Annotated in this window: 20 protein-coding genes; 4 read left to right on the plus strand and 16 right to left on the minus strand. The window is 64.4% G+C overall.

Features of this window, described 5'->3' with window-relative positions; translation table 11 throughout:
• Positions 1-113: 113 nt before the first annotated feature.
• Positions 114-977: a hypothetical protein gene (locus G9463_RS15005; protein WP_165897148.1), complete on the minus strand. Its 864-nt coding sequence runs from the start codon at positions 975-977 to the stop codon at positions 114-116.
• A 76-nt stretch (positions 978-1,053) separates the two neighbouring features.
• Here G9463_RS15005 and G9463_RS15010 point away from each other — a divergent pair, with 76 nt between their 5' ends.
• A complete protein-coding gene (locus G9463_RS15010) occupies positions 1,054-2,049 on the plus strand; it encodes an ornithine cyclodeaminase family protein (RefSeq protein WP_165897149.1) in 996 nt (331 codons plus the stop codon).
• Here the strand turns inward: G9463_RS15010 and G9463_RS15015 are convergent, their stop codons facing one another.
• Genes G9463_RS15015 through G9463_RS15025 form a run of 3 tightly spaced genes read right to left on the minus strand, consistent with a single transcriptional unit; the run spans position 2,050 to position 2,667 of the window.
• Complete coding sequence (locus tag G9463_RS15015; protein ID WP_004960179.1) at positions 2,050-2,271, minus strand: hypothetical protein; 222 nt, start codon at positions 2,269-2,271, stop codon at positions 2,050-2,052.
• A 43-nt stretch (positions 2,272-2,314) separates the two neighbouring features.
• On the minus strand, positions 2,315-2,482 hold the full coding sequence (locus G9463_RS15020) for a hypothetical protein (protein ID WP_004960176.1): 168 nt from the start codon (positions 2,480-2,482) through the stop codon (positions 2,315-2,317).
• Positions 2,482-2,667 carry a hypothetical protein gene (locus tag G9463_RS15025; RefSeq protein ID WP_004960172.1) on the minus strand — a complete coding sequence of 62 codons (186 nt, stop codon included), beginning with the start codon at positions 2,665-2,667 and terminating at the stop codon, positions 2,482-2,484. Before G9463_RS15025 ends, G9463_RS15020 begins: the two co-directional genes overlap by 1 nt.
• 332 nt (positions 2,668-2,999) lie before the next feature.
• On the opposite strand from G9463_RS15025, the gene G9463_RS15030 reads away from it, so the two are divergent.
• Together G9463_RS15030 and leuS are read left to right on the plus strand one after the other, a co-directional pair.
• On the plus strand, positions 3,000-4,391 hold the full coding sequence (locus G9463_RS15030; RefSeq protein WP_165897150.1) for a HAMP domain-containing sensor histidine kinase: 1,392 nt from the start codon (positions 3,000-3,002) through the stop codon (positions 4,389-4,391).
• Between the two features lie 151 nt (positions 4,392-4,542).
• Positions 4,543-7,230 carry a leucine--tRNA ligase gene (gene leuS / locus G9463_RS15035; RefSeq protein WP_165897151.1) on the plus strand — a complete coding sequence of 896 codons (2,688 nt, stop codon included), beginning with the start codon at positions 4,543-4,545 and terminating at the stop codon, positions 7,228-7,230.
• Between the two features lie 32 nt (positions 7,231-7,262).
• Here leuS and G9463_RS15040 read toward each other — a convergent pair whose 3' ends face one another.
• The 12 genes from G9463_RS15040 to G9463_RS15095 form a co-directional block, all read right to left on the minus strand.
• On the minus strand, positions 7,263-7,715 hold the full coding sequence (locus G9463_RS15040; RefSeq protein WP_004960583.1) for a peroxiredoxin: 453 nt from the start codon (positions 7,713-7,715) through the stop codon (positions 7,263-7,265).
• 2 nt (positions 7,716-7,717) lie between these two features.
• Entirely contained in the window at positions 7,718-8,125 is a 408-nt protein-coding gene (locus G9463_RS15045) for an Hsp20/alpha crystallin family protein (protein ID WP_165897152.1), read from the minus strand.
• 62 nt (positions 8,126-8,187) lie between these two features.
• On the minus strand, positions 8,188-9,003 hold the full coding sequence (gene pheA, locus G9463_RS15050) for a prephenate dehydratase (protein ID WP_004960588.1): 816 nt from the start codon (positions 9,001-9,003) through the stop codon (positions 8,188-8,190).
• A 75-nt stretch (positions 9,004-9,078) separates the two neighbouring features.
• Positions 9,079-9,918: an aldo/keto reductase gene (locus G9463_RS15055; RefSeq protein WP_165897153.1), complete on the minus strand. Its 840-nt coding sequence runs from the start codon at positions 9,916-9,918 to the stop codon at positions 9,079-9,081.
• Between the two features lie 77 nt (positions 9,919-9,995).
• A complete protein-coding gene (locus tag G9463_RS15060; protein WP_004960594.1) occupies positions 9,996-10,625 on the minus strand; it encodes a hypothetical protein in 630 nt (209 codons plus the stop codon).
• 146 nt (positions 10,626-10,771) lie between these two features.
• Positions 10,772-12,190, minus strand: a complete 1,419-nt coding sequence (gene lpdA / locus G9463_RS15065) for a dihydrolipoyl dehydrogenase (protein ID WP_165897154.1) — start codon at positions 12,188-12,190, stop codon at positions 10,772-10,774.
• Between the two features lie 57 nt (positions 12,191-12,247).
• On the minus strand, positions 12,248-12,538 hold the full coding sequence (locus tag G9463_RS15070; RefSeq protein WP_165897160.1) for a hypothetical protein: 291 nt from the start codon (positions 12,536-12,538) through the stop codon (positions 12,248-12,250).
• Between the two features lie 145 nt (positions 12,539-12,683).
• Positions 12,684-14,309 carry a dihydrolipoamide acetyltransferase family protein gene (locus G9463_RS15075; RefSeq protein ID WP_165897155.1) on the minus strand — a complete coding sequence of 542 codons (1,626 nt, stop codon included), beginning with the start codon at positions 14,307-14,309 and terminating at the stop codon, positions 12,684-12,686.
• A gap of 3 nt (positions 14,310-14,312) precedes the next feature.
• Positions 14,313-15,311, minus strand: coding sequence for an alpha-ketoacid dehydrogenase subunit beta (locus tag G9463_RS15080; RefSeq protein WP_004960607.1), 999 nt, complete (start codon positions 15,309-15,311; stop codon positions 14,313-14,315).
• Positions 15,308-16,414 (minus strand): pyruvate dehydrogenase (acetyl-transferring) E1 component subunit alpha, encoded by a 1,107-nt coding sequence (pdhA, locus tag G9463_RS15085; RefSeq protein ID WP_165897156.1) that lies wholly within the window; start codon positions 16,412-16,414, stop codon positions 15,308-15,310. The genes G9463_RS15080 and pdhA overlap by 4 nt, the downstream gene beginning before the upstream one ends.
• A 172-nt stretch (positions 16,415-16,586) precedes the next feature.
• On the minus strand, positions 16,587-17,516 hold the full coding sequence (gene lipA / locus G9463_RS15090; protein ID WP_165897157.1) for a lipoyl synthase: 930 nt from the start codon (positions 17,514-17,516) through the stop codon (positions 16,587-16,589).
• Positions 17,517-17,671: 155 nt separating this feature from the next.
• Positions 17,672-18,505 (minus strand): class I SAM-dependent methyltransferase, encoded by an 834-nt coding sequence (locus tag G9463_RS15095; RefSeq protein ID WP_165897158.1) that lies wholly within the window; start codon positions 18,503-18,505, stop codon positions 17,672-17,674.
• 188 nt (positions 18,506-18,693) lie between these two features.
• Here G9463_RS15095 and G9463_RS15100 point away from each other — a divergent pair.
• The coding region (locus G9463_RS15100; protein WP_165897161.1) for a DEAD/DEAH box helicase at positions 18,694-20,654 on the plus strand (1,961 nt) is incomplete at its 3' end.

Raw genomic sequence — 20,654 nt, forward strand, 5'->3', positions numbered from 1 at the left:
TCTCTGCGAAGTTTCGATTGTCCCGGTCCGTTTGGTGGGACGGACTGGTGACAGCGGGTGGGGGCCTCTCTTCGTTTTAGCGGTCACTCGACAGTGTCCAGCCGCCGCCCCAATCATTCAGGGCGTGTTGTCCAGTTTCGGTGGCGTCGGTCTTCGAACACCACGTCCGTCGTTCCCAGGTCGCTGTAGCGGAGAATCTCGGTCACTCGGTAGGTATCCGTTCCGTTGTCGACTGTGTACTGGAGCGCGTAGCTCCGGACGATGCCGTTGGGCGTCACGGTCGCTGAGAGGGAGACGTTCGTCACACGGTCGACGGGACGAGTGGCAACCGCGCTGCCGTCGGCCGACCCGGTTCCTTTGATGCGATACAACGACACGCCGTACAGTTGCTTGATGACCTCGTCGCCGGGGCGGATGGATGTGATGTTGGTGGCGGAAAGCAACGCTATGAGACGCCCGTTGAACGTGGGTTCGAAGAACAGTGCGGCCCGGGGTGAGCGGGGCGGGCCACCGATACCGCGGCTGTCCGCGACTACTTCCGTCGATGTCGACCCGTTGACGGTCGTCCGTCTGAGCGCACGGCCGTCCCGCCAGGTGCTGTGTATCTCACGCGCTGTCACACTCTGTCCGGATATCGTTCGGGTGGCCGTGTACGACTCGTAGCCCGCGCTGATGCTGGCACGGGTCCGGACGCGCCTGTGCAGGCCGCTGCCGTTCATGACGGTCTTGGTGTGGTGGACTCGATAGGAGGTGTTCGAAAGCCGCCTGACGTGGGCGCGGCCGAGCGCGGTGGCGTTGACGACGCGGTCGCCGACGACGCCCGGGGCGCGTTGTGCCGCACTCGTTGGTGCGTCTGCAGTCGGGACTGGGGCTGGTGTCACCGTCTCCCTGGCGGCCGCGTTGTCCCCGAACAGACCGGTACATCCGGCGCTCAGCAGACAGAGACAGACCACAGCAATCGCCACCCCGCGACGCATGTTGGTGACTCGTTGTGTGGCGATATAACCCCTGTGACGGCGGAGGGCTAAATATCGTTGAGTGTCAACATACTGTATGCAGACGCTGCTTCTCGGCGCGGACGCGGTTGAGGACCACGCGACGATGCCGGCAGTCATCGACGCGGTTGCCGCGGCCTTCGCCGCCGATGCCAGGGGGAACACCATCATGCCGGCCAAGTCCTACATCGACCTGCCGCAGTACAACGGCGACTTCCGGTCGATGCCGGCCTACGTCAACGCTGAAACGTGGGACGCCGCCGCGGTCAAGTGGGTCAACGTCCATCTGGACAACCCCCGCGACCACGACCTGCCGACCGTCCTCGGGACGCTCATCTACTCGGACCCCGAGACGGCGTTCCCGCTAGCCGTGATGGACGGCACAGTCCTGACGCGCTTGCGGACCGGGGCGGCGGCCGCCGTCGCCACCGACTACCTCGCTGTCGCCGACGCGGACTCCCTGGGTCTGGTCGGGGCCGGCACGCAGGCGTACACGCAACTGGACGCTATTTCGTCAGTCCGGGACATCGAGACGGTGGTCGTCGCCGACCGGGACACGGACAAACAGCAGGCGTTTGTCGACACGTTCACCGACCGGTTCGACGTGCGTGCGGGCAGCATTGAGGACGCCGCTGGCTGTGATGTGCTGTCGACGATTACGCCCGTCGAGTCGCCTATCGTCGACCGGAAGTGGCTCGGCGAGCGCACACACGTCAACGCCATCGGGGCCGACGCCGCCGGCAAGCAGGAACACAGCGAACGCACGCTCCTCGACGCGAAACTCGTCATCGACAACTACGAGCAGTGTACCCACTCCGGTGAAATCAACGTCCCGTGGGGCGAGGGTACCCTGACCGATACCGACCTCCACGGGGAACTCGGCGACATCGTCGCGGGCACGCTCTCGGGGCGGACAGACGACGACGGAATCACGCTCTTTGACTCGACGGGGCTGGCTATCCAGGACGTCGCGGCTGCACACGTCGTCTATGAGAACGCGAGCGACGATGGCGACGGAACGGCGTTCTCACTCGTCGACACCGAGACCTCCTGATTACGGCGAAGGCGTGAGCATGTCGGTCACTTTTGAGATGCCCCAGACGATGATGATAAACGGCAGGAGCGGCATCAATAGGACGAGCAGGCCGAGGAACACTCCCCAACCGAACACGTCCATCCCTTCGTCGCGGTGGGGCCGCGACCCTGGCGTGACCGATCGGAGCGGTGCCGGCAGTCGTCCGCTGTCTTCCGTCTCGTCGTCAGGTGATGCTGCCATACTGTCTCTTTCGCTGAAACGTGTATAAGCCTAGGCCCGGCGGCTACATGGCACCGGCGACGCCGCTGCCGATGGCAGCCCCGCAGTTGTCACAGGCGACGAGGTAGAACCGTTTCGAGGCCGTAAAGAAGCCCGTCGTCGACTCCATGTCGAGGAACTCCACGTCGTCCGGGTCGGCCATCTCCGCTTCGCATTCCGGGCAGTGCACCATCAGGCTGCACCTCCGTTGGACTTTGCGCCGGCGACGCCGCTACCGATAGTAACGCCACAGGCCGCGCAGTTGGCAGTGTAGAAGCGCTTGGAGGCTTTGATAAACCCGGTGGTCGCGTCCACTTCGACGAACTCGATGTCGTCGGCCGTTTCGAGCGAGGTCTCACAATCAGGGCAGTGTACCATACATTCCTGACACCTGTCGAGTCCGGCAAAAATCTTGTGTGGGTAGCAGCGCTTCCGGTCGGCGTGCTGGCGACGATATCTGCTCGACACGCGGCACATCGGCGTATCGCTGACGCCGTTACAGAGACCGGTCGCCACTATCGATAATATCTGCGTACACCGCTCATGCCGACTCGAACGCTCTCGTTTCGTCTGGCCTGACCGGAACTGGCTGAAGCTGGAGCGTTTGGCCCAGCTACTGAACTGATTTGCCTGAACAGCTTTTGCACGTCGAAACGCCCGAAACAGTGACAATCTCCCGCATGCAATGATCTGCCCACCGGGAACGCACTATGGGTAGCAAACCTGTCTTAGTCGTCACGACCGACGGGCTGGATACCGCCACTCTTGAATCTGCCCTCGCTGACACACCGGCTTCGATCACGTACCTGTCGGACCTCACGGACCTCTTTGATACGCTCACCCATTCGGTGTTCCACGCGCTCGTGCTGCCCGAAACAGTCGATGGCCAGTCCGGAACCGATATCGCGTACGGCGTCAGGACGCTGTTTCCCGATCTGCCGGTTATCGTCGCTAACGAGGACCCGGCGGCGGTCCCGGATACCCTCGAGGTGACGGCCGTTGAGCCGTCGGCACGTCTCGAAGACGCCGTCGCCGAGGCCGTCCGGGACAGTCTCGACGCTGAGCCGCCGTCCGTTGCTGGACGCCCACCGTCCCCGATGGAGACGCTGTTACTCTCCCTGTTCAACGAACTGCCGGACCACCTGTATGCGAAAGACGAGCAGGCCCGACACGTCCTAATGGGCCGGGGGTTCAACGAGCCGACCGACCGACTCGGTCTCACTGATGTCGAAGTCCCGGAACTGGCTGACGAACACGCGAAAGCGGCCCTGCGCGATGAAATGGACGTTATCGAGGAGGACACAGACCGGGTCGAAGTGGAGGAGTTCCTCGACCTTGATGCGTCGTACGTTCGCACTCGCAAGATGCCGTGGTACGATTCCACTGGCGACGTTCAGGGTATCATCGGACACACTCAAGATATCACTGACCGAAAGCTCCGCGAGCACGCGTTTCGCCGCCAGAACGAACGGATGGTGAAAGTCGCACTCGTGGCGTCTCATGAGCTTCGAAACGAACTGCAGATCGCGTACGGGCGACTCGAAGAGCTGGCTGACTGCGACGGTCCGACCGCCGACATTGCCGAGTCGCTGTCCCAGATTTCTGCGATTATTGATACCGTCGTTGAACTCTCTACGAGTGACCCGAATGGCCCGGTCCAGCACGCCGAGATCGAACAGGTCCCGAAGCGAGAACACGTGTGGCTCTCCCGTCTCAGTCGAGAGGTGTGGGACACGCTCGCTGACAGTGAGGCATGCCTGACTTTCGATGGGGACACCCGTATTGTCGCCGATCAGGAGTCTGCCGGACTGTTGCTCCAGATACTGTTCCAGAACGCGCTTGAACACGCCGGACCGTCGGTCACCGTCACCGTCGGCCTGACGGCAGACGGCTTCTTCGTCGCAGATGACGGCCCGGGCATCGATGTCGAACCACCGGAACGGGTGTTCGATGCGGGTCACACTGCTGTCGCAGAGAACACTGGATTCGGACTCTATGTCGCCCGACGGGTCGCCGCTGACCAGGGGTGGACGGTCACAGCAGCGGAGAGCGAGTCGGGCGGTGCCCGATTCGATATCGGAAACGTCGACTGTCCCGAATAGCGGGCGGTCAGTCGACCCTGGCGACGCTACCGCTCTGTAAGCAGGCAGCGCTCCGGACTCACACCCGTTGGCCTGTGCGTTCGTGCGGCGGACCCTGATACCCTCCCGAAGGGAAAGGTATAGCACGGTCGCTGCCGGATGTTCCGATATCATGACCACGACCGGTGAGGAACGCGAGCGGGGGTTCGATCATACAGAGATCGAGCCCCGGTGGCAGCGCACGTGGGACGAGGCCGACGTGTTCCGGATCGACGACGACGAGACCGACCCGGAGTACGTGCTGGCGATGTTCCCCTACACGTCCGGGAGCCTCCACATGGGCCACGTCCGGAACTACACAATCACGGATGCTTACGCCCGCTTCGAGCGGATGCGCGGCGAGAGCGTCCTCCACCCGATGGGGTGGGACTCCTTCGGCCTCCCGGCTGAGAACGCCGCAGAGGAACGCGACACCAACCCGCGGGACTGGACGATGCAGTGCATCGACTCGATGCGTGACCAGCTCACGGAGATGGGCTTTGGCTACGACTGGGACCGCGAACTCGCGACCTGTGAACCCGACTACTACCAGTGGAACCAGTGGCTGTTCAAACAGTTCCGCGAGGAAGGGCTGGTCGAGCGTCAGGCCGCCGAGCTGAACTGGTGTCCCTCCTGTGAGACTGTCCTCGCCGACGAGCAGGTCGAGGGCGAGGAAGAACTGTGCTGGCGCTGTGACACGCCCATCGAGGCCCGCGAGATGGACCAGTGGTTCTTCACTATCACCGACTACGCCGAGGAACTGCTCGAGGACTTAGACGACCTCGAGGGCTGGCCGAACAACGTCCGGGAGATGCAGCGTAACTGGATCGGCAAGCAAGAGGGGGCGAGCGTCGCCTTCGAGGTCGGCGACTACGGCGAGGTCGACATCTTCACGACCCGTCTGGACACCATCCACGGGGCGACGTTCTTCTCGCTGGCTCCCGGTCATCCCGTCGCGCAGGAGATCGCCCAACAGAACGACGAGGTTGCGGAGTACATTGAGACGGCAGAGCAGGCCGACGAGGACGAGCTGGACGTAACTTCCGGCGTGTTCACCGGCGAGTACGCGACCAATCCCGCTACTGGCGAGGAGATTCCCGTCTACGTCGCCGACTACGTGCTGACCGACGTGGGAACCGGCGCGCTGTACGCCGTGCCAGCCCACGACGAGCGCGACCACGAGTTTGCCACACACCACGACATCGACATCGTGCAGGTCGTCGAACCGACCGACGACGCGGACGCTGACCCCGAAGACATCGACGTGCAGGAAGCAGCCTACCCTGAAGACGGCCTGCTGGTCAACAGCGGCGAGTTCGACGGGCTCAGTAGTAACGAAGCCCGCGACCGCTTCGTCGAGGAGTTCGACGGCGAGCACCGCACGGAGTACAACCTCCGCGACTGGGGTATCTCCCGCCAGCGCTACTGGGGCACGCCAATTCCGATGATCCACTGCGACGACTGTGGCTACATCGAAGTCCCCGATGAGGATCTCCCCGTCGAACTGCCGGAGTTCGTCCACACGACTGGGAACCCGCTGGACGCCGCTGAGGAGTGGAAGCAGGTTGATTGTCCGGACTGCGGTGCCGACGCGGTGCGGGAGACGGACACGATGGACACCTTCGTCGACTCCTCGTGGTACTTCCTGCGGTACACCTCGCCGGAGATGGATGAGGCTCCCTTCGACGCCGAGCGGGCCAGCGACTGGATGCCGGTCGACCAGTACGTCGGCGGTATCGAACACGCCGTGATGCACCTGCTGTACGCCCGCTTCTTCACGAAAGTGCTTGACGACCTCGACATGGTTGATGGCGTCCGCGAACCCTTCACCAACCTCACGAATCAGGGGATGGTGCTTGGCGAGGACGGCAACAAGATGTCGAAGAGTCTGGATAACGGCGTCTCACCCCAGCGCATCATCGAGGAGTACGGCGCGGACACGGCCCGACTGTTCATCATGGAGGCCGCCCAGCCAGAGAAGGAGTTCGCCTGGAGTCCTGAGGGTGTACAGTCCGCCCACAGCTTCCTCCAGAACGTGTACACGCTGGTTTCGGCCTACGCGGAGGGTGAGGCGGGGACCGCCACTGACACGGAGAATGGGGCCGACATCGCGGACTACGTCGCCCGCGAAATCGACGCGACGGCAGCGAACGCGACGGCGGAGTTTGAGGACTTCCGGTTCAACCACGCGCTGCAGGCTGTCCGGGAACTGGTGTCGCTGCTGCGCCGGTATCAGGAGGCGACCACCCCCGATGCTGACACCTTCGAGCGCGGGCTGGCGACGGCGGCGAAACTGCTCGCCCCGGTTGCTCCCCACGCCGCAGAGGAGATGTGGGCCGAACTGGGCCACGACGACCTCATCGCAGAGGCCGAGTGGCCGGCCGCTGAAGCCCCCGAAGACTACGAGATGGAGCGCCGGCTGGTCGAGAACACCCGTGAGGACATCCGCGACATCGTCGACACGGTCGGCATCGAGGACCCACAGACCATCACGCTCGCCGTCGCGCCCCAGTGGAAGCACCGCGTGCTGGACCTCGCTCGAAACGCCGACGGCAACGTCGTCGGGACCGTCATGCAGGACGAGGACCTGCGCGAGCAGGGCGAGGCGGCCGCGGACTTCGCCAAGGAACTGGCCGGCCGCGCACAATCGCTCGACGAGCAACTCCCGCCCGAGCGCGAACAGGCAGCGCTCGAACGGGCCGCGTGGCTCATCGAACGGGAGTTCGGCGCTGACGTGGTCGTGCAGGGACCCGAGGAGGCGGACCCCGACCTCGTCGGCAAATCCGGTCCCGGCCGACCGGCCATCGATATCGAAGAATAGCTCGCAGTCGTCCGATTTTCGTCTGTCGCGGCCTACTCGGCGCTAACTAGCCCAGTGTCGACGAGGTCTTCGAAGACGCTCGCCGCGTGGCCGTCGGGACCGACCCGTTCGTAGACGGCGACGACGCGCTCCCGTGCGATGACGTACGTCGTCCGCTGGCTCCGTCCGTCGACGAGTGGCACGTCGAACGCTTCACACAGTCGCCCTTCGGGGTCGGCCAGCAGGTCGAAACTGATGTCGTTCGCTTCAGCAAAGTCGCGGTGGCTCTCGACGCCGTCGGTCGAGACGCCGTACACTGAGACGCCCGTGTCTTCGAACCGCTGTGCGTGCTCCTCGAACTGTTCTGTCTCCGTCGTACAGCCCGGCGTGTCGTCCGCCGGATAGAAGTACAGCACTGTTGGCTGCTCGAAGTTGGGCTGGACCGCGTCGCCGTGCTGGTTCGTCGCCCTGATCGTCGGTACGTCGGTACCGGGTTCGAGTACCATCGTCAGTTTACAGGGATATCTGTCCCGTCGTCGTCCTCGTTGTGTCTAACCTTCGCCAGCCGCACAGTGAGAACGCCGCTGTCGTAGCTCGCGGTGGTCTCACCGTCGTCGACGGCTTCGGGGAGACGAACCGACCGGCTCAGCGACTGCTGACGGCGCTCGCGCTGGACGTACTGGCCGTCGGTTGATTCCCGCTCCTGGCTTGATGTGGCGCTGATGGTGAGCTTGCGGTCCTCGACAAGCTGGACGTCGATGTCCTCGCTGTCGTAGCCGGGCAGGTCCGCGTGGACGAGGAAGGCGTCGCCCTCGTCGAGGACGTCGACCGGGATAGCGCCCATGTCGACGCCGAACTGCTCTCCCAGCATATCGAACGCGCGCTCGATTTCGCTGAACGGATCGCGGTCAGACATACACGGGGGTACACGGGCCCGGGACTTAACGCTTGAAGCGGGGCCGGCGGTGTTTCGCCGGCTCAGTTGACGACTGTCTTGGAGTCATACGACCCGAGCCGGCGGACCCACCCCTTCCCGGCGATGTCCTCGATATCAGCGAGAGCCTCCTGCGTGCGCTGCTCGTAGAGACCGGCCGAGATGTCGATGTGGAAGACGTAGTCCCCGAGCCGCTCACCGCTGGGCCGGGACTCGACGCGGGTGAGGTTGATGTCGCGGTCTGCGAACGGCTCCAGCAGTTCAAGCAGGAGGCCGGGGTAGTCGACGTCGGGATAGACAATAAAGGAGGTCTTGCCGCCGGCCTCGCTGCGCTCGCTCTTCGGGGCGACGACGACGAAGCGGGTGGCGTTCGAGGACCGGTCCTGAATGTCCTCGGCGAGCACTTTCAGTTCGGTGCCGTTGGTGGCGTTCTCGGGGTGGCCGATAGCGGCGATGTCCGCGTCGCCACGGGCGCGCTCAACGCCGCGGGCCGTCGACGCGACGGCCTCGACATTGACGCCGGGGTAGTGCTCGTCGAGCCAGCCGCGACACTGAGCCAGCGCCTGTGCATGGCTGGCTACCAGTGAGAACGAGTCGTCCTGTGCGAGCAGGGCGTGGCGGATCGGCGTGATAACCTCCTCGACGACGGCAACGTCGTACTCCGCGAAGGCGTCGAGCGATTCGGTGACAGAGCCCTCGATACTGTTTTCGACGGGGACGACGCCGCGCTCGGCCTCGCCGTTGGCGACGGCCTCGACGATGGCGGTCACTGACTCGGAGAAGGAGATATCGTCGTCGGTGACTGCCTGTGCGGCGCGGTGTGAGTAGGTCCCCTCAGGACCTAAGGTAACAGTGGTCATACCCGGGGTACAGCGGTAGGAACCAAAAGAACCGTGGTCATCGGCAAGCGCTGTGTCGCCGCAGTGTGCCGTGATTCAGGACAACCGCGTCAGTTCCTCGTCAGTGAGGTCGATGGCGCTTGCAGCCACGTTCTGTTCGAGGTGGTCGAGACTGCTGGTTCCGGGAATCGGGAGTGTCACGTCCGAGTGCCCCAGCAGCCATGCCAACGCGATCTGGTAGGGCGTGGCGTCGTGGCGCTGGGCTATCTCATCGATACCGTCGACGCCGCCGAGGTCGCCAGCGCCGAGCGGGAACCACGGGATGAACCCGATACCGTAGCGCTCGCAGGCTTCCAGCACGTCCTCGTCGTCGCGGTGGCTGAGGTTGTACTGGTTCTGGACCGTCACGATGTCGACGATGTCTCGGGCGCGGTCAAGTTGTTCGACGGAGACGTTCGAGACGCCGATGTGGCGGATCAACCCTTCATCCTTCATCTCGGCGAGCGCGTGAATCGAATCTTCGAACGGCGTGTCGGGGTCCGGTCGGTGGTACTGGTACAGGTCGATAGGGTCCATCTGCAGGCGGTCCCGCGAGCACAACTGGGCGTTGCGCAGGTAGTCCGGGTCGCCGTGTGCCAGCCAGTCCGCGTCGGTGTTACGGAGCAGGCCGCCCTTCGTCGCGATGACGAGGTCCTCGCGTTCGGTGTCGAGCGCTTCGCCGATGAGCCGCTCCGAGACGCCCGGCCCGTACGAATCCGCCGTGTCGATGAAGTCAACACCGAGTTCCACCGCCCGCTTCAGTACGGCGTGAGCGTCCGTCTCGTTGTCTGGCTCACCGATGACATCATCACCGGTGAGCCGCATCGCGCCGAAGCCGAGCCGGTGGACCGTGAGTTCGCCACCGATATCGAACGTCTCACTCTCGTTTGTAACCATGTGAACACGGTTGTCCGCACGCCTGAAAATAGCCGCGCCGGCGCAGGTCGTCGGTGTCGACACCTCACGTAGCCCGCTCACTCGCTGCTACGGTGGAACAGCGCAAGGTGAACGAGGAGGTAGCGTGAGGCGTAAAAAACCGTCACGCTGGCGACAAAGGCAAACAGCGAGACGGCCGCAACTGACAGCCCGAACCCGGAGGCGACGAACGGGTTTCGACCCGTGAACGCGATGTATGCGGACACTGCGTCACCGCCGCCCAGACCCACAGCGAACAGGCAAAGCGAGAGGACAATCGCCAGGCCGCCGGTTCCAAGGCCGACGTACCGCGCGAAGTCCTCGGCGTTGAGCGCCGCGTGCGCCTGTCGCTCGGTCAGCGGGGCGAGCCGGACCCGGTAGAGAACTGACCCGACGAGTAATGTCGCACCGAACAACTGGAGGAATCCGCCGAATACCCCGAGCAACAGCACTTTCGGCGAGGCGAGGTCGGGGTTAATCGATGGCAGAAACGCCGCGGTGCTGTCCGGATACAGCCCGTAGACCGGGAGTAACAGTGCCAGCGCGCCAAGCAGGGCGCTCTGGAGCGCGAGCGTCCGCGGGACAGTCTGTCTGAGATACGAGTGGCGTTCATAGCGGAGTCGCTCGTACGTCGACCCCGAAATGATCGCTTGGGCGATAGTGTCGTCGGGCTGTGAATCAGTAGACATATGTTACCGGTTCCTATTTACCGACAGTTTACTCAATCCACAATATAACCCTTTTGCACGGCGCAAGATTATGACTCTCTGATAATAAACGCTATCAGAGTTGTGTTAAAAGATAATGGCCCTTCGCGAACCAGCCCAGAACGTTCTCAGCGCGTGTGAACCGCTTCGCCGCGTGCTGCTGCGGCCGCCTCGTGGACCGCTTCGGAGAGTGTCGGGTGCGTGTGGATCGTCCCGGCGATGTCTTCCAGCCGCGCGCCCATCTCGATGCCCAGCCCGAGTTCGGCGATGAGTTCAGACGCCTCCGGACCGACGATCTGTGCCCCGAGCAGGAACTCCTCGTCGGCATCAGCGACGACGCGGACGAACCCTTCCTTCTCGTTGACCGTGAGCGCACGGCCGTTGGCCCGGACCGGCATCTGTCCAATGACCGGCTCGAAGCCCGCCGCCTCGGCCTCCGACTCAGTCATCCCGACGGTCGCGATTTCGGGGTCGGTGAATACCGCGGCGGGAATCGCCTGGTGGTCGAACGCGGCTGGCTCACCGGCGGCGGCTCTCGCGGCAACCTCGCCCTCAGCCATCGCCTTGTGGGCCAGCATCGGTTCTCCGGCCACGTCACCGACTGCAAACACCGACTCAAACGCCGTTCGGCACTGGTCGTCGGTCGGAATGACGCCGTTCTCGTCCGTCTGGAGGTCGATGTTATCCAGCGCGAGTGTATCCGTGACCGGCTCGCGGCCGACCGCGACAAGACATTTCTCGGCGTTGTACTCAGTGACCGCCTCGTCTTCGTCAACGGTCTGGACGCGAATGCCCTCGTCTGTCTCCTCCCAGTTGTCGGCCGCCTCGCCGAAGTTGAAATCGATACCCAGCTCCTCGGCGCGGTCCCGAACGACCGCCGCGATATCGTCCTCGTAGCCGGGTAACACGTCCTCGAGCATCTCGACGACGGTGACCTCCGCACCAAGCTTTGCGAACACCGTCGAGAGCTCCATGCCGATATAGCCCGCGCCGACGACAAGCAACTTCTCGGGGACCGATTCGAGCGCGAGCGCGTCTTTCGAGGAGAGGATGTGTTCGCCGTCGAACTCGAAGCCCGGGACCGTTATCGGTCGGCTCCCCGTGGCGACGACGGCGTGTTCGAACGACAGCGATTCCGAGCCCTGTCCCTCGCCGCCGTGGGCAACCCGGACCGTCCCGTCGTCGACGAACTCGGCGGTCCCCTCCACCAGATTGACGCCGGCGTTCTTACACAGCGATTCGACGCCCCGTGTCAGCCGTGTGACGACGCCGTCTTTCCACTCGGTCATTCCGGCCATGTCGACGGCCGGGTCCGCGAATACGCCCATCGACTCGGCCTGCCGGGCGTCGTGGGCGACATCCGAGGCCGAGATGAGTGCTTTCGAGGGGATACAGCCGTGGTTCAGACAGGTCCCGCCGTAGGCATCCCGCTCGACAAGCGTCGTGTCTAGTCCCAGTTGCGCACCCCGGATCGCAGCGACGTAGCCGCCCGGACCGCCGCCGATAACAAGCAGTTCCGTTCCCGTAGTGACATCTCCAACGACCATAGCGGTGCCTCGTCCGGGTCCGTGAAAAGCTATCGCCCTTCAGCTCGCTGTCGTCTCTCACCTGCGCCGTCGGTACAGGTAGTACCCGATGACCGGCACTGACACCGCAAACGCCGCGAGCAGTGTCGCCCCCACAGCGTGGGCGATGCCGGCGAGCGCATACAGCGGTGTGGGGGTCCAGTCCCCGTCGGTCTGCCGGAGGTGCCGACTGTCGAGAAAGAGGGCGACCGTGAGAAGCAGGCTGAATAGCACACCCGTCCAGCTGGCGAGGACGGTCAGGGCAAACGCACCGAGGAACGTCCCGAGACTCCCCTCACCGGCCGATCCCGACGAAATGAACAGTTCCATTCCGACTCGGGAGAGGGCAGCACAGCCCGGAACCAGCACAAACAGCGTGGCTAACCCGTACCAGACCCACGTGTCTCTTGTGGAGGGCATCACGAGCCCTGTCGTTCCAGTGACTGGTCTGGTTTTCGGTTGCGAACCCGGGCAGTCACTCCAGCAGGAGTCGCGTCGGGTCCGACAGATACTCCTTGAGCGTGTTGACGAAGCGCGCCGCGTCGGCGCCGTCGATGACACGGTGGTCGATTGCCAGCGAGAGCGGGAGCGTAGGTTTCGCGACGACTTCACCGTCTTCGGCCACCGGCCGCTCTTTCAGCGCCCCGATACCGAGAATCGCCGTCTCGGGGACGTTGATGATCGGACTGGCATACTCGCCGCCGATGACGCCGAAGTTCGTAACGGTGAACGTCCCGCCCTGCATCTCTGATCGCTCGATGTCTCGCTCTCTGGCCCGCCCGACGAGGTCGTTGACCTCGCCGGCGAGTTCGACCAGCCCCTTCCCGTCCACGTCGTTAACGACCGGGACGACAAGCCCGTGGTCGGTTGCCGCCGCCACGCCGATGTTGTGGGCATCCCTGTAGACGATTTCCTCGTTTTCGGTGTCAAGCGCCGTGTTGAGCACCGGGTGCTGGTCCAGCGCCGCGGCGACGCATTTCACCACAAACGGTGTGTACGTCAGCGTGACATCGCGCTCCTCGGCGAGTGGCGCGAGTCGCTCACGGGCCTCGACGAGGCCGGACACGACTACCTGATCGTGGTGGGTCGCGTGGGGCACTTCTCGACGCGAGCGCGCCATCTGCTCGCCGATAGACCGGCGGACGCCACGGTACGGTTCGCGGCGCTCGCCGTCGCCTGTCTCGACGGCCCCAGTGCCGCCCGCCTTGGCTGCCCTCCCTGTCGCGCCGCCTTCGGCGCTGATGGCTTCGGCATCGGCCGCCTGTGCAGCCTGCTGGGCCTCCGCGTACGTCCGGACGGTGGCCTCGTCGACGTAGGGCTGACCGTCCCGCGTCTGGTCGGTCGGGACGGCGTCGATATTCACGTCGAGTTCGCGGGCGGCCTTTCTGGTGGCCGGCGTCGCCAGCGTCTGGTCGCGACTGGCGGCTTCCTGTCCGTCGCCGGAGACGCTTTTGACGGCTGACTTGACAGCGGTCCCGTCGTCTGTGTCGCCCGCGTCGACCTGTGAAACCGCTGCGGTCGGACTGTCCCCGTCGTCGGACGCCTTCGAAACGACCGACGTAGGGCTGTCGTCACTGGCAGTCGCCTCGTCGGCCGACGCTGTGGCCGCCTCGACATCCCCCTCTGTGACACGGCCGCCCGGTCCGCTTCCGTCGACGGCCGCGATGTCGACGCCCTTCTCACGGGCGAGTCGACGCACGCTCGGCGAGGCGAACACGCGGCCATCAGCCGTACTTGTGCTTGCACCCGACTGCTCGTCAGCCGCTGCGGCTTCGCTCGCAGCGCTGTCTGCCTCCTCTGTGTCGGCTCCTGCCGATTCGGCTTCGTCTGTATCGCTGGCCGCCGCGTCGGCCGTTTCGGCGTCGCCCTCTTCGGCAATGGTGATGAGCACCTCGCCGGTCTGCACCATCTCGCCGACTTCGGCGTGCAGTTCCTGTACGACGCCGTCGACCGGTGACGGCACGTCGACGGCGGCCTTATCGGTTTCCACCTCCGCAAGGACCTGATCCTCGGTGACGGCGTCGCCCGGCGAGACGCGCCAGGTCAGCACCTCACCCTCTGCGACCCCTTCACCGAGGTCTGGGAGATTGAACTCGAACATGCGTCAGAACTCCACTGCCTCTCTGATACCGTCTTTGATGCGGGCGGGTTCGGGGAGGTAGTAGTCCTCTAACGCGTACAGCGGGTACGGCACGTCGAAGCCAGTCACCCGCGTAACGGGGGCCTCCTGATACAGCAGGACTTCCTCCTGAATGGTGGCGATGATTTCGCCGGCCAGCCCGCCGGTTTTGGGCGCTTCGTGGACGACGGTTGCTCGTCCGGTCTTTTTGAACGACTCGACGATGGTCTCGGTGTCCATCGGCGACAGCGTTCGCAGGTCTATCACTTCGGCGTCGATGCCCTCCTCGGCCAGTTCTTCGGCTGCTTCGACCGTCGGCCGGGTCATCGCACCCCATGTGAACACGGACACGTCAGCCCCCTCGCGGCGGACCTTCGCCTCGCCAAGTTCGACCGTGTAGGGGTCGTCGGGGACCTCCTCGCGGAACGACCGGTAGATGAGCTTCGGTTCGAGGAAGACAACGGGGTCCGGGTCCCGGATTGCCGCCGTCAGCAGCCCCTTCGTCTCCTTTGGCGTCGACGGGACGACCACCTTTAGCCCCGCCTCGTGGACGTAAAACGCCTCCTTGGACTCGGAGTGGTGCTCCGGCGCACGGATGCCGCCGCCGTACGGTGCGCGAACGGTGAGCGGGCAATTGTATCGGCCGCGGCTCCTGTTCCGAAGCCGGGCGGCGTGACTGACAATCTGGTCGAACGCGGGGTACATGAACCCGGAAAACTGCATCTCCGGCACCGGCCGGAGCCCGTAGGCGGCCATGCCGATAGCCGTCCCGACGATGCCGGCCTCCGCGAGCGGCGTGTCGATGACCCGGTCGTCACCGAACTCCTCGTGGAGCCCCTGTGTCGCTCGGAAGACGCCGCCGTTTTTCCCGACATCTTCACCCATCACGACCACGTCTTCGTCCCGTTCCATCTCGCCGTAGAGCCCGTCACGGACGGCCTGTACGAGCGTCAAACTCTGTGTGTTTGCGTCCTGTGTGCTCATTCCAGTAGCACCTCGTCGCTGTGTCGCGCGCGCAGTTCTTCGAGGTAGTCCAGTTGCTGTTCGAGTCGCTGTGGCATCTCCGTGTACACGTCCGCGAACATCTCCTCCGGTTTCGGTCGCTCCGTCGCCTCAGCCTCGTCGATGGCCGTAGCCACCTCATCCTGAACCGATTCGTCGATGGCGTCGACCCGCTCGTCGTCGAGCAGGCCCCGGTCCCGGAGGAACGCCTCCATCCGCGGAATGGGGTCTTTCTGCTTCCAGCGTTCGACCTCGCTGTCGTCGCGGTACACCGACGGGTCGTCAGCAGTCGTGTGTGCGCCAAAGCGGTACTGCACCGCTTCGATCATCGTCGGGCGGAGTTCTCCCTCTGGTGGGTCGTGCGCCTTGTCGACGGCCTCGCGGGTCACCTGATACACCGCCAGCGGGTCCATTCCGTCGACCTGAACGCCGTCGAAGCCGTAGGCGTTGGCCTTCTGGGCGAGCGTCTCGCTGGCCGACTGGCGCTCCCGTGGCACCGAAATCGCCCACTGGTTGTTGTTACAGAAAAACACCGCTGGCACATCGAACACGCCAGCGAAGTTCAGGCCTTCGTGAAAGTCGCCCTCGGAGGTCGCACCGTCACCGAAGTACACGAGGGCAGCGGTGTCATCGCCCTTGAGTTTCGATGCCCACGCGGCCCCGGTCGCGTGCGGAATCTGCGTCGCGATTGGGACCGCAAACGAGAACGCCTGAACGTCTTCCGGCGGCGAATTACCCGACTCCGACCCCATCCAGTACAACAGGTCGTCCGACAAGGGCCATCCCTTGACGTACATTGCGAGATGTTCCCGGTAGCTCGGGAACGCCCAGTCGCCGTCTCGCAGCGCGAAGGCGCTGCCGACCTGCGAGGCTTCCTGTCCCGACATGGGGGGGTACGTTCCCATCCGGCCCTGTCGTTGCAAACTCACCGCCCGCTGGTCGAAGTGCCGGCCGAGTTTGAGATACCGGTACATCTCCACCAGTTCGTCGTCCGAGAGGTCCGGGACGGTTGCGCCGTCGACCACTGTCCCGTCTTCATCGAGAATCTGTACCCTGTCCGTGGGGTCGCGTTGGAGGACACTCATAGAAACCGCCTCCGTCGAAGTGGCATACGACGACTGTTCACTCGCACTACGTTTAGAGCTTTCGCGGCGCTGAAAAATATCTCCGATGTGGGTATTACTGCTAATATGTGTGTTTTAGCAACTCTAAGGCTGTTTTAATTCTACCCAATTTATCAGCGATAACTCCGATGTATCAGTCGTTCGCACGCACTTCCGCCCGCGCCTCGTCGGCACTTCGCCCCTCGCGCAGGACGCTCTCGACAAACAGTTCGCCGGCACGATAGGACGACCGGACCATCGGTCCCGAGGCACAGTACAGGAAGTCGAACTCCGCTTCAGCGACCCGCTGCCAGGTGTCGAAGGCGTCCGGATGAACGTACTCCGAGACCTCCAGATGCGAGCGGGAGGGCTGGAGGTACTGGCCGAAGGTGACCACGTCGACGCCGGCCTGCCGGAGGTCCGACAGCGTCTGGTACACCTCGTGGGTGTACTCGCCGACGCCCAGCATCAGGCTGGTCTTGCTGTAGCAGTCGCTCTCGCGGTCGACTTGCCGAAGCACCGAGAGGGACTGCTCGTAGCCCGCCCGGCGGTCCCGGACCGGCCACTGGAGGCGGTCGACCGTCTCGATGTTGTGCGCGATGACGTCAGGGCCGGCGTCGATGATTTTCCGGACGAGGTCCGGCTTACCCTGAAAATCGGGGATGAGACACTCGACCAGAATCGACGGGTCACGCTCTTTGATGGCCCGGATCGTCTCGGCGAAGTGGCCCGCGCCCTGGTCGGGCAGGTCGTCGCGGTCGACGCTGGTCAGGACCACGTAGTCCAGCCCGATTTCCGCGACGGCGTCGGCCACCTGCTGTGGCTCGTCGGGGTCCAGCGGGTCCATCCCGCCCGTCTCCACGTCACAGAAGTTACAGCCCCGCGAACAGCGGTCGCCCATCAACATGAACGTCGCCGTTCCCGGTCCGTCGCGCCCGCTCCAGCACTCCCCGAGGTTGGGGCAGTTGGCTTCCTCACAGACCGTATTGAGGTTTCGGTCCCGGAGCGTCTGTTTGATATCCGTGAACCGCTCGCCCGACGGTGGCCGCATCTTCAGCCAGTCAGGCTTGCGCGAACGACTCATTACCGGCAGTTAGGTTGGGTCGGTCAAAAACGTGCGGGGGTCGCGTGCTCTGTCACACCCCTTGTTGAACGCCGGTCGGGCGGTCAGGCGGCTCAGCCGAACCGACCGCCACCTGCGTACTCAGGGATATCAACGCTACTGCCCGCGTGCCCACCTCAGGCACGGCAGACAGCAAGCATATGTGCGGACATATCCACGACAGTTCGGTCCGTCTGGAGTTCGTCTACGAGCGCCTGAACACCGGCCTGCTCGTGTGCCGACAGGCCGGCAGCGGTCTCTCGGAGCGATGGAGCGGCGAGTACTGACGCCAGCCCCTCCAGTCCGACCAGCGTCTCGACGGTCACTCCGCCCACCTCTAACAGCGCCTCGAACTCATCGGCGCGGAAAAAATGGGTCTCGGTGAACGCCGCGTCGTGACCGAGCTGCGCCACGAACGAACGGTCGTAGTCGCCCGTTTCGGCGAGTTCGTCCGCGTGGACGAGGTGCTCCGACCTGCCGACCAGCGAGAGCACCAGCCAGTTGAGCCGCCCCATGACGGAGACGAACACCGGACTCCCGGCTTTTGTCACCCGGTGCAGCTCCCGCACGGCGGCTGCCCGTTCGTCAGCGTCGAGTATATGCGAAAGCGGCCCACCCAGACACAGCGTCGCGTCGAATACGTCCCGGTCAAACCCGAGGTCGCGCACGTCGCCCGCCTCGACGGCCACCCGCTCTTCGTACCCGTGCTCGGCGATTTTCTCCTGTGCGATAGCTCGCTGGCCCTTGCTGGGGTCGACAAGCGTGACATCGTATCCCTGTTCGGCCAGCCAGACGGCGTACCGGCCAGCACCGCCGCCCACGTCGAGAACGTGTCCCGTGTCGGGGAGGTTCGCTTCGAGCTGTGCAACGGTCCCCGACCACTCCAACTGCCCGTGTAGCGTGGCTGTCAGGCGGTCCCACTCGCTCTCGTCGTTCTCGTCGTAATAGTCCTCGGGGTCACTGATAGGCACACCTGCGCACTATCAGCCAGCTGAGTTAATTTTTTGCCAGGTGTGCTGGACACTCACACCGATGAACTGCACAGCGAAGCCAGAGAATGCATCCGCTTTTCACACACGTTCGCTCCCCCATAGAAACGCCTTTGCCGTCGCGGAACCGCGACTGTGACGTGTCATCCAGAACCGACAGCGAGCCGACTGTGGCGGTCGCGGAGGTGCTCCCCGAGTTTGCCGATGCCTTCCCGTTCGAGGAGTTCAACCGGATGCAGTCGGCGGCCCTGCCGGCCCTGCTGAACCGCGACGACAACATCGTCGTCAGCGCGCCGACGGCCAGCGGGAAGACCGCGCTGGCGGAACTGGCCATCTGCAAGACGCTCGCCGAGGACGGGACCGCGCTCTTTCTCGCACCGCTGCGCGCGCTCACCAACGAGAAGGAAAGCGAATGGGAGCGGTTCGAGGAGATGGGCTACTCCGTCTACGTTGTCACCGGTGAACGGGACCTGAACCCCCGCCGCGCCGAGCGGGCCGATATCCTCGTGATGACGCCGGAGAAGGCCGACTCGGCCACCCGGAAACACGAGACCAGCCGCTATTCGTTCATCACTGACGTGGACTGCTGTGTCATCGACGAGGTCCACCTGCTGGACTCGGACCGCCGGGGGGCGGTGCTCGAAGTCACCGTCTCGCGGCTCCGCCGGCTCTGTGACCCGCGCGTCGTGGCGTTGTCGGCGACGATGCCGAACATCGACGACGTGGCCGACTGGCTCGACGCGCCGGACGAGACGACCTTTGCTTTCGGCGAGAAGTACCGACCGGTCCCACTCAACGCCGACGTGAAGACCTACTCCCACGGCGAGAACGCCTTTGCCGACAAGTACCGTCGGCTGTACCGGGCACTTGACCTCGCCGAGCCACATATCCGCGAGGAGGGGCAAGCGCTCGTGTTCGTCTCCTCGCGCCAGGACACGGTGCAGGCCGCCAAGAAGGCTCGCGATGAGATTACCGAACGCGACATCCCCATGGGCGCACGCGGGGACTACGACTTTCACAACGACGCCGCCGACCTCTCGAACGATACGCTTCGCCAGTCCGTGCTCGACGGCGTAGGCTTTCACCACGCCGGCCTCGCGCGCGAGGACAAAAACAGGGTTGAGCAGTGGTTCAAGGAGGGGAAGATTCAGCTCCTCTTCTCGACCTCGACGCTTGCCTGGGGCGTGAACCTCCCCGCCCGCTGTGTCGTCATCCGCGATACCAAGCTCCACGACCCGCTCGAAGGCGAGGTCGATATGAGCCCGCTCGATGTGCTCCAGATGCTCGGTCGCGCGGGCCGGCCGGGCTATGACGACATGGGCTACGCCTGGGTCGTCTGTGACCGCTCGGACGCTGACAAGTACCGCCGCCTCCTCCGGGATGGCAAGGAAATCGAGTCCCGATTGGCGGCTGAACTCGACGCCCACCTGAACGCCGAGATCGCGCTGGGCACCATCGACGACGTGGACGACGTGATGGACTGGCTCGCCACGACATTTTACTACGCCCGCTCGCAGTCGGCCCCTGACGAGTACGACGCCGGCAGCGACCTCCGAAACCGAGTCAGCGACACGCTCTCGGCGCTCGTCGACGAGGGCTTTGTCGAGCAAGAGGGCCTCAACGTTGAGCCAACACGGCTCGGCCAGCTCGCCTCGAAGTTCTACCTCCGGCTCTCGACCGCACGCCGGTTCGCGGACGTCGCCGAACGCTGTCAAGACGCCGCCGACCCGGACTCCGCTGTCTCCGTGGATGCTGACGACCTGCTGACCGCGGTGGCCGGCGCAACTGAGTTCGACAGTGTCAGCGCCCGTTCCGACGAAGAGGACGCTGTCCACGCAGTTCTCGGGGACAGTGTCGACGACAGCCTCGACGCCGGCCAGCGCAAGGTGCTGGCCATCCTCCGCTCGGGTATGACCGGGACGACGCCGACAGAACTCAAAAGCGACGCGTGGGTCATCCGCCAAAACGCCCTGCGCCTGCTCGCGGCGATGCGGGAGTTCGTCGACACGCTTGGCCCGGCCCGCTACGCAAACCTCGCGTGTCGGGTCGAGGCCCGCGTCGAACACGGCATCAGCGCCGACGCTGTTGGGCTGACGGCCATCGATGGTGTTGCCAGCGGCCGCGCGGGCAA

Origin of the sequence: Haloarcula sp. JP-Z28 (assembly GCF_011440255.1) — an archaeon.
In the GTDB taxonomy this organism is placed as follows: domain Archaea; phylum Halobacteriota; class Halobacteria; order Halobacteriales; family Haloarculaceae; genus Haloarcula; species Haloarcula marismortui.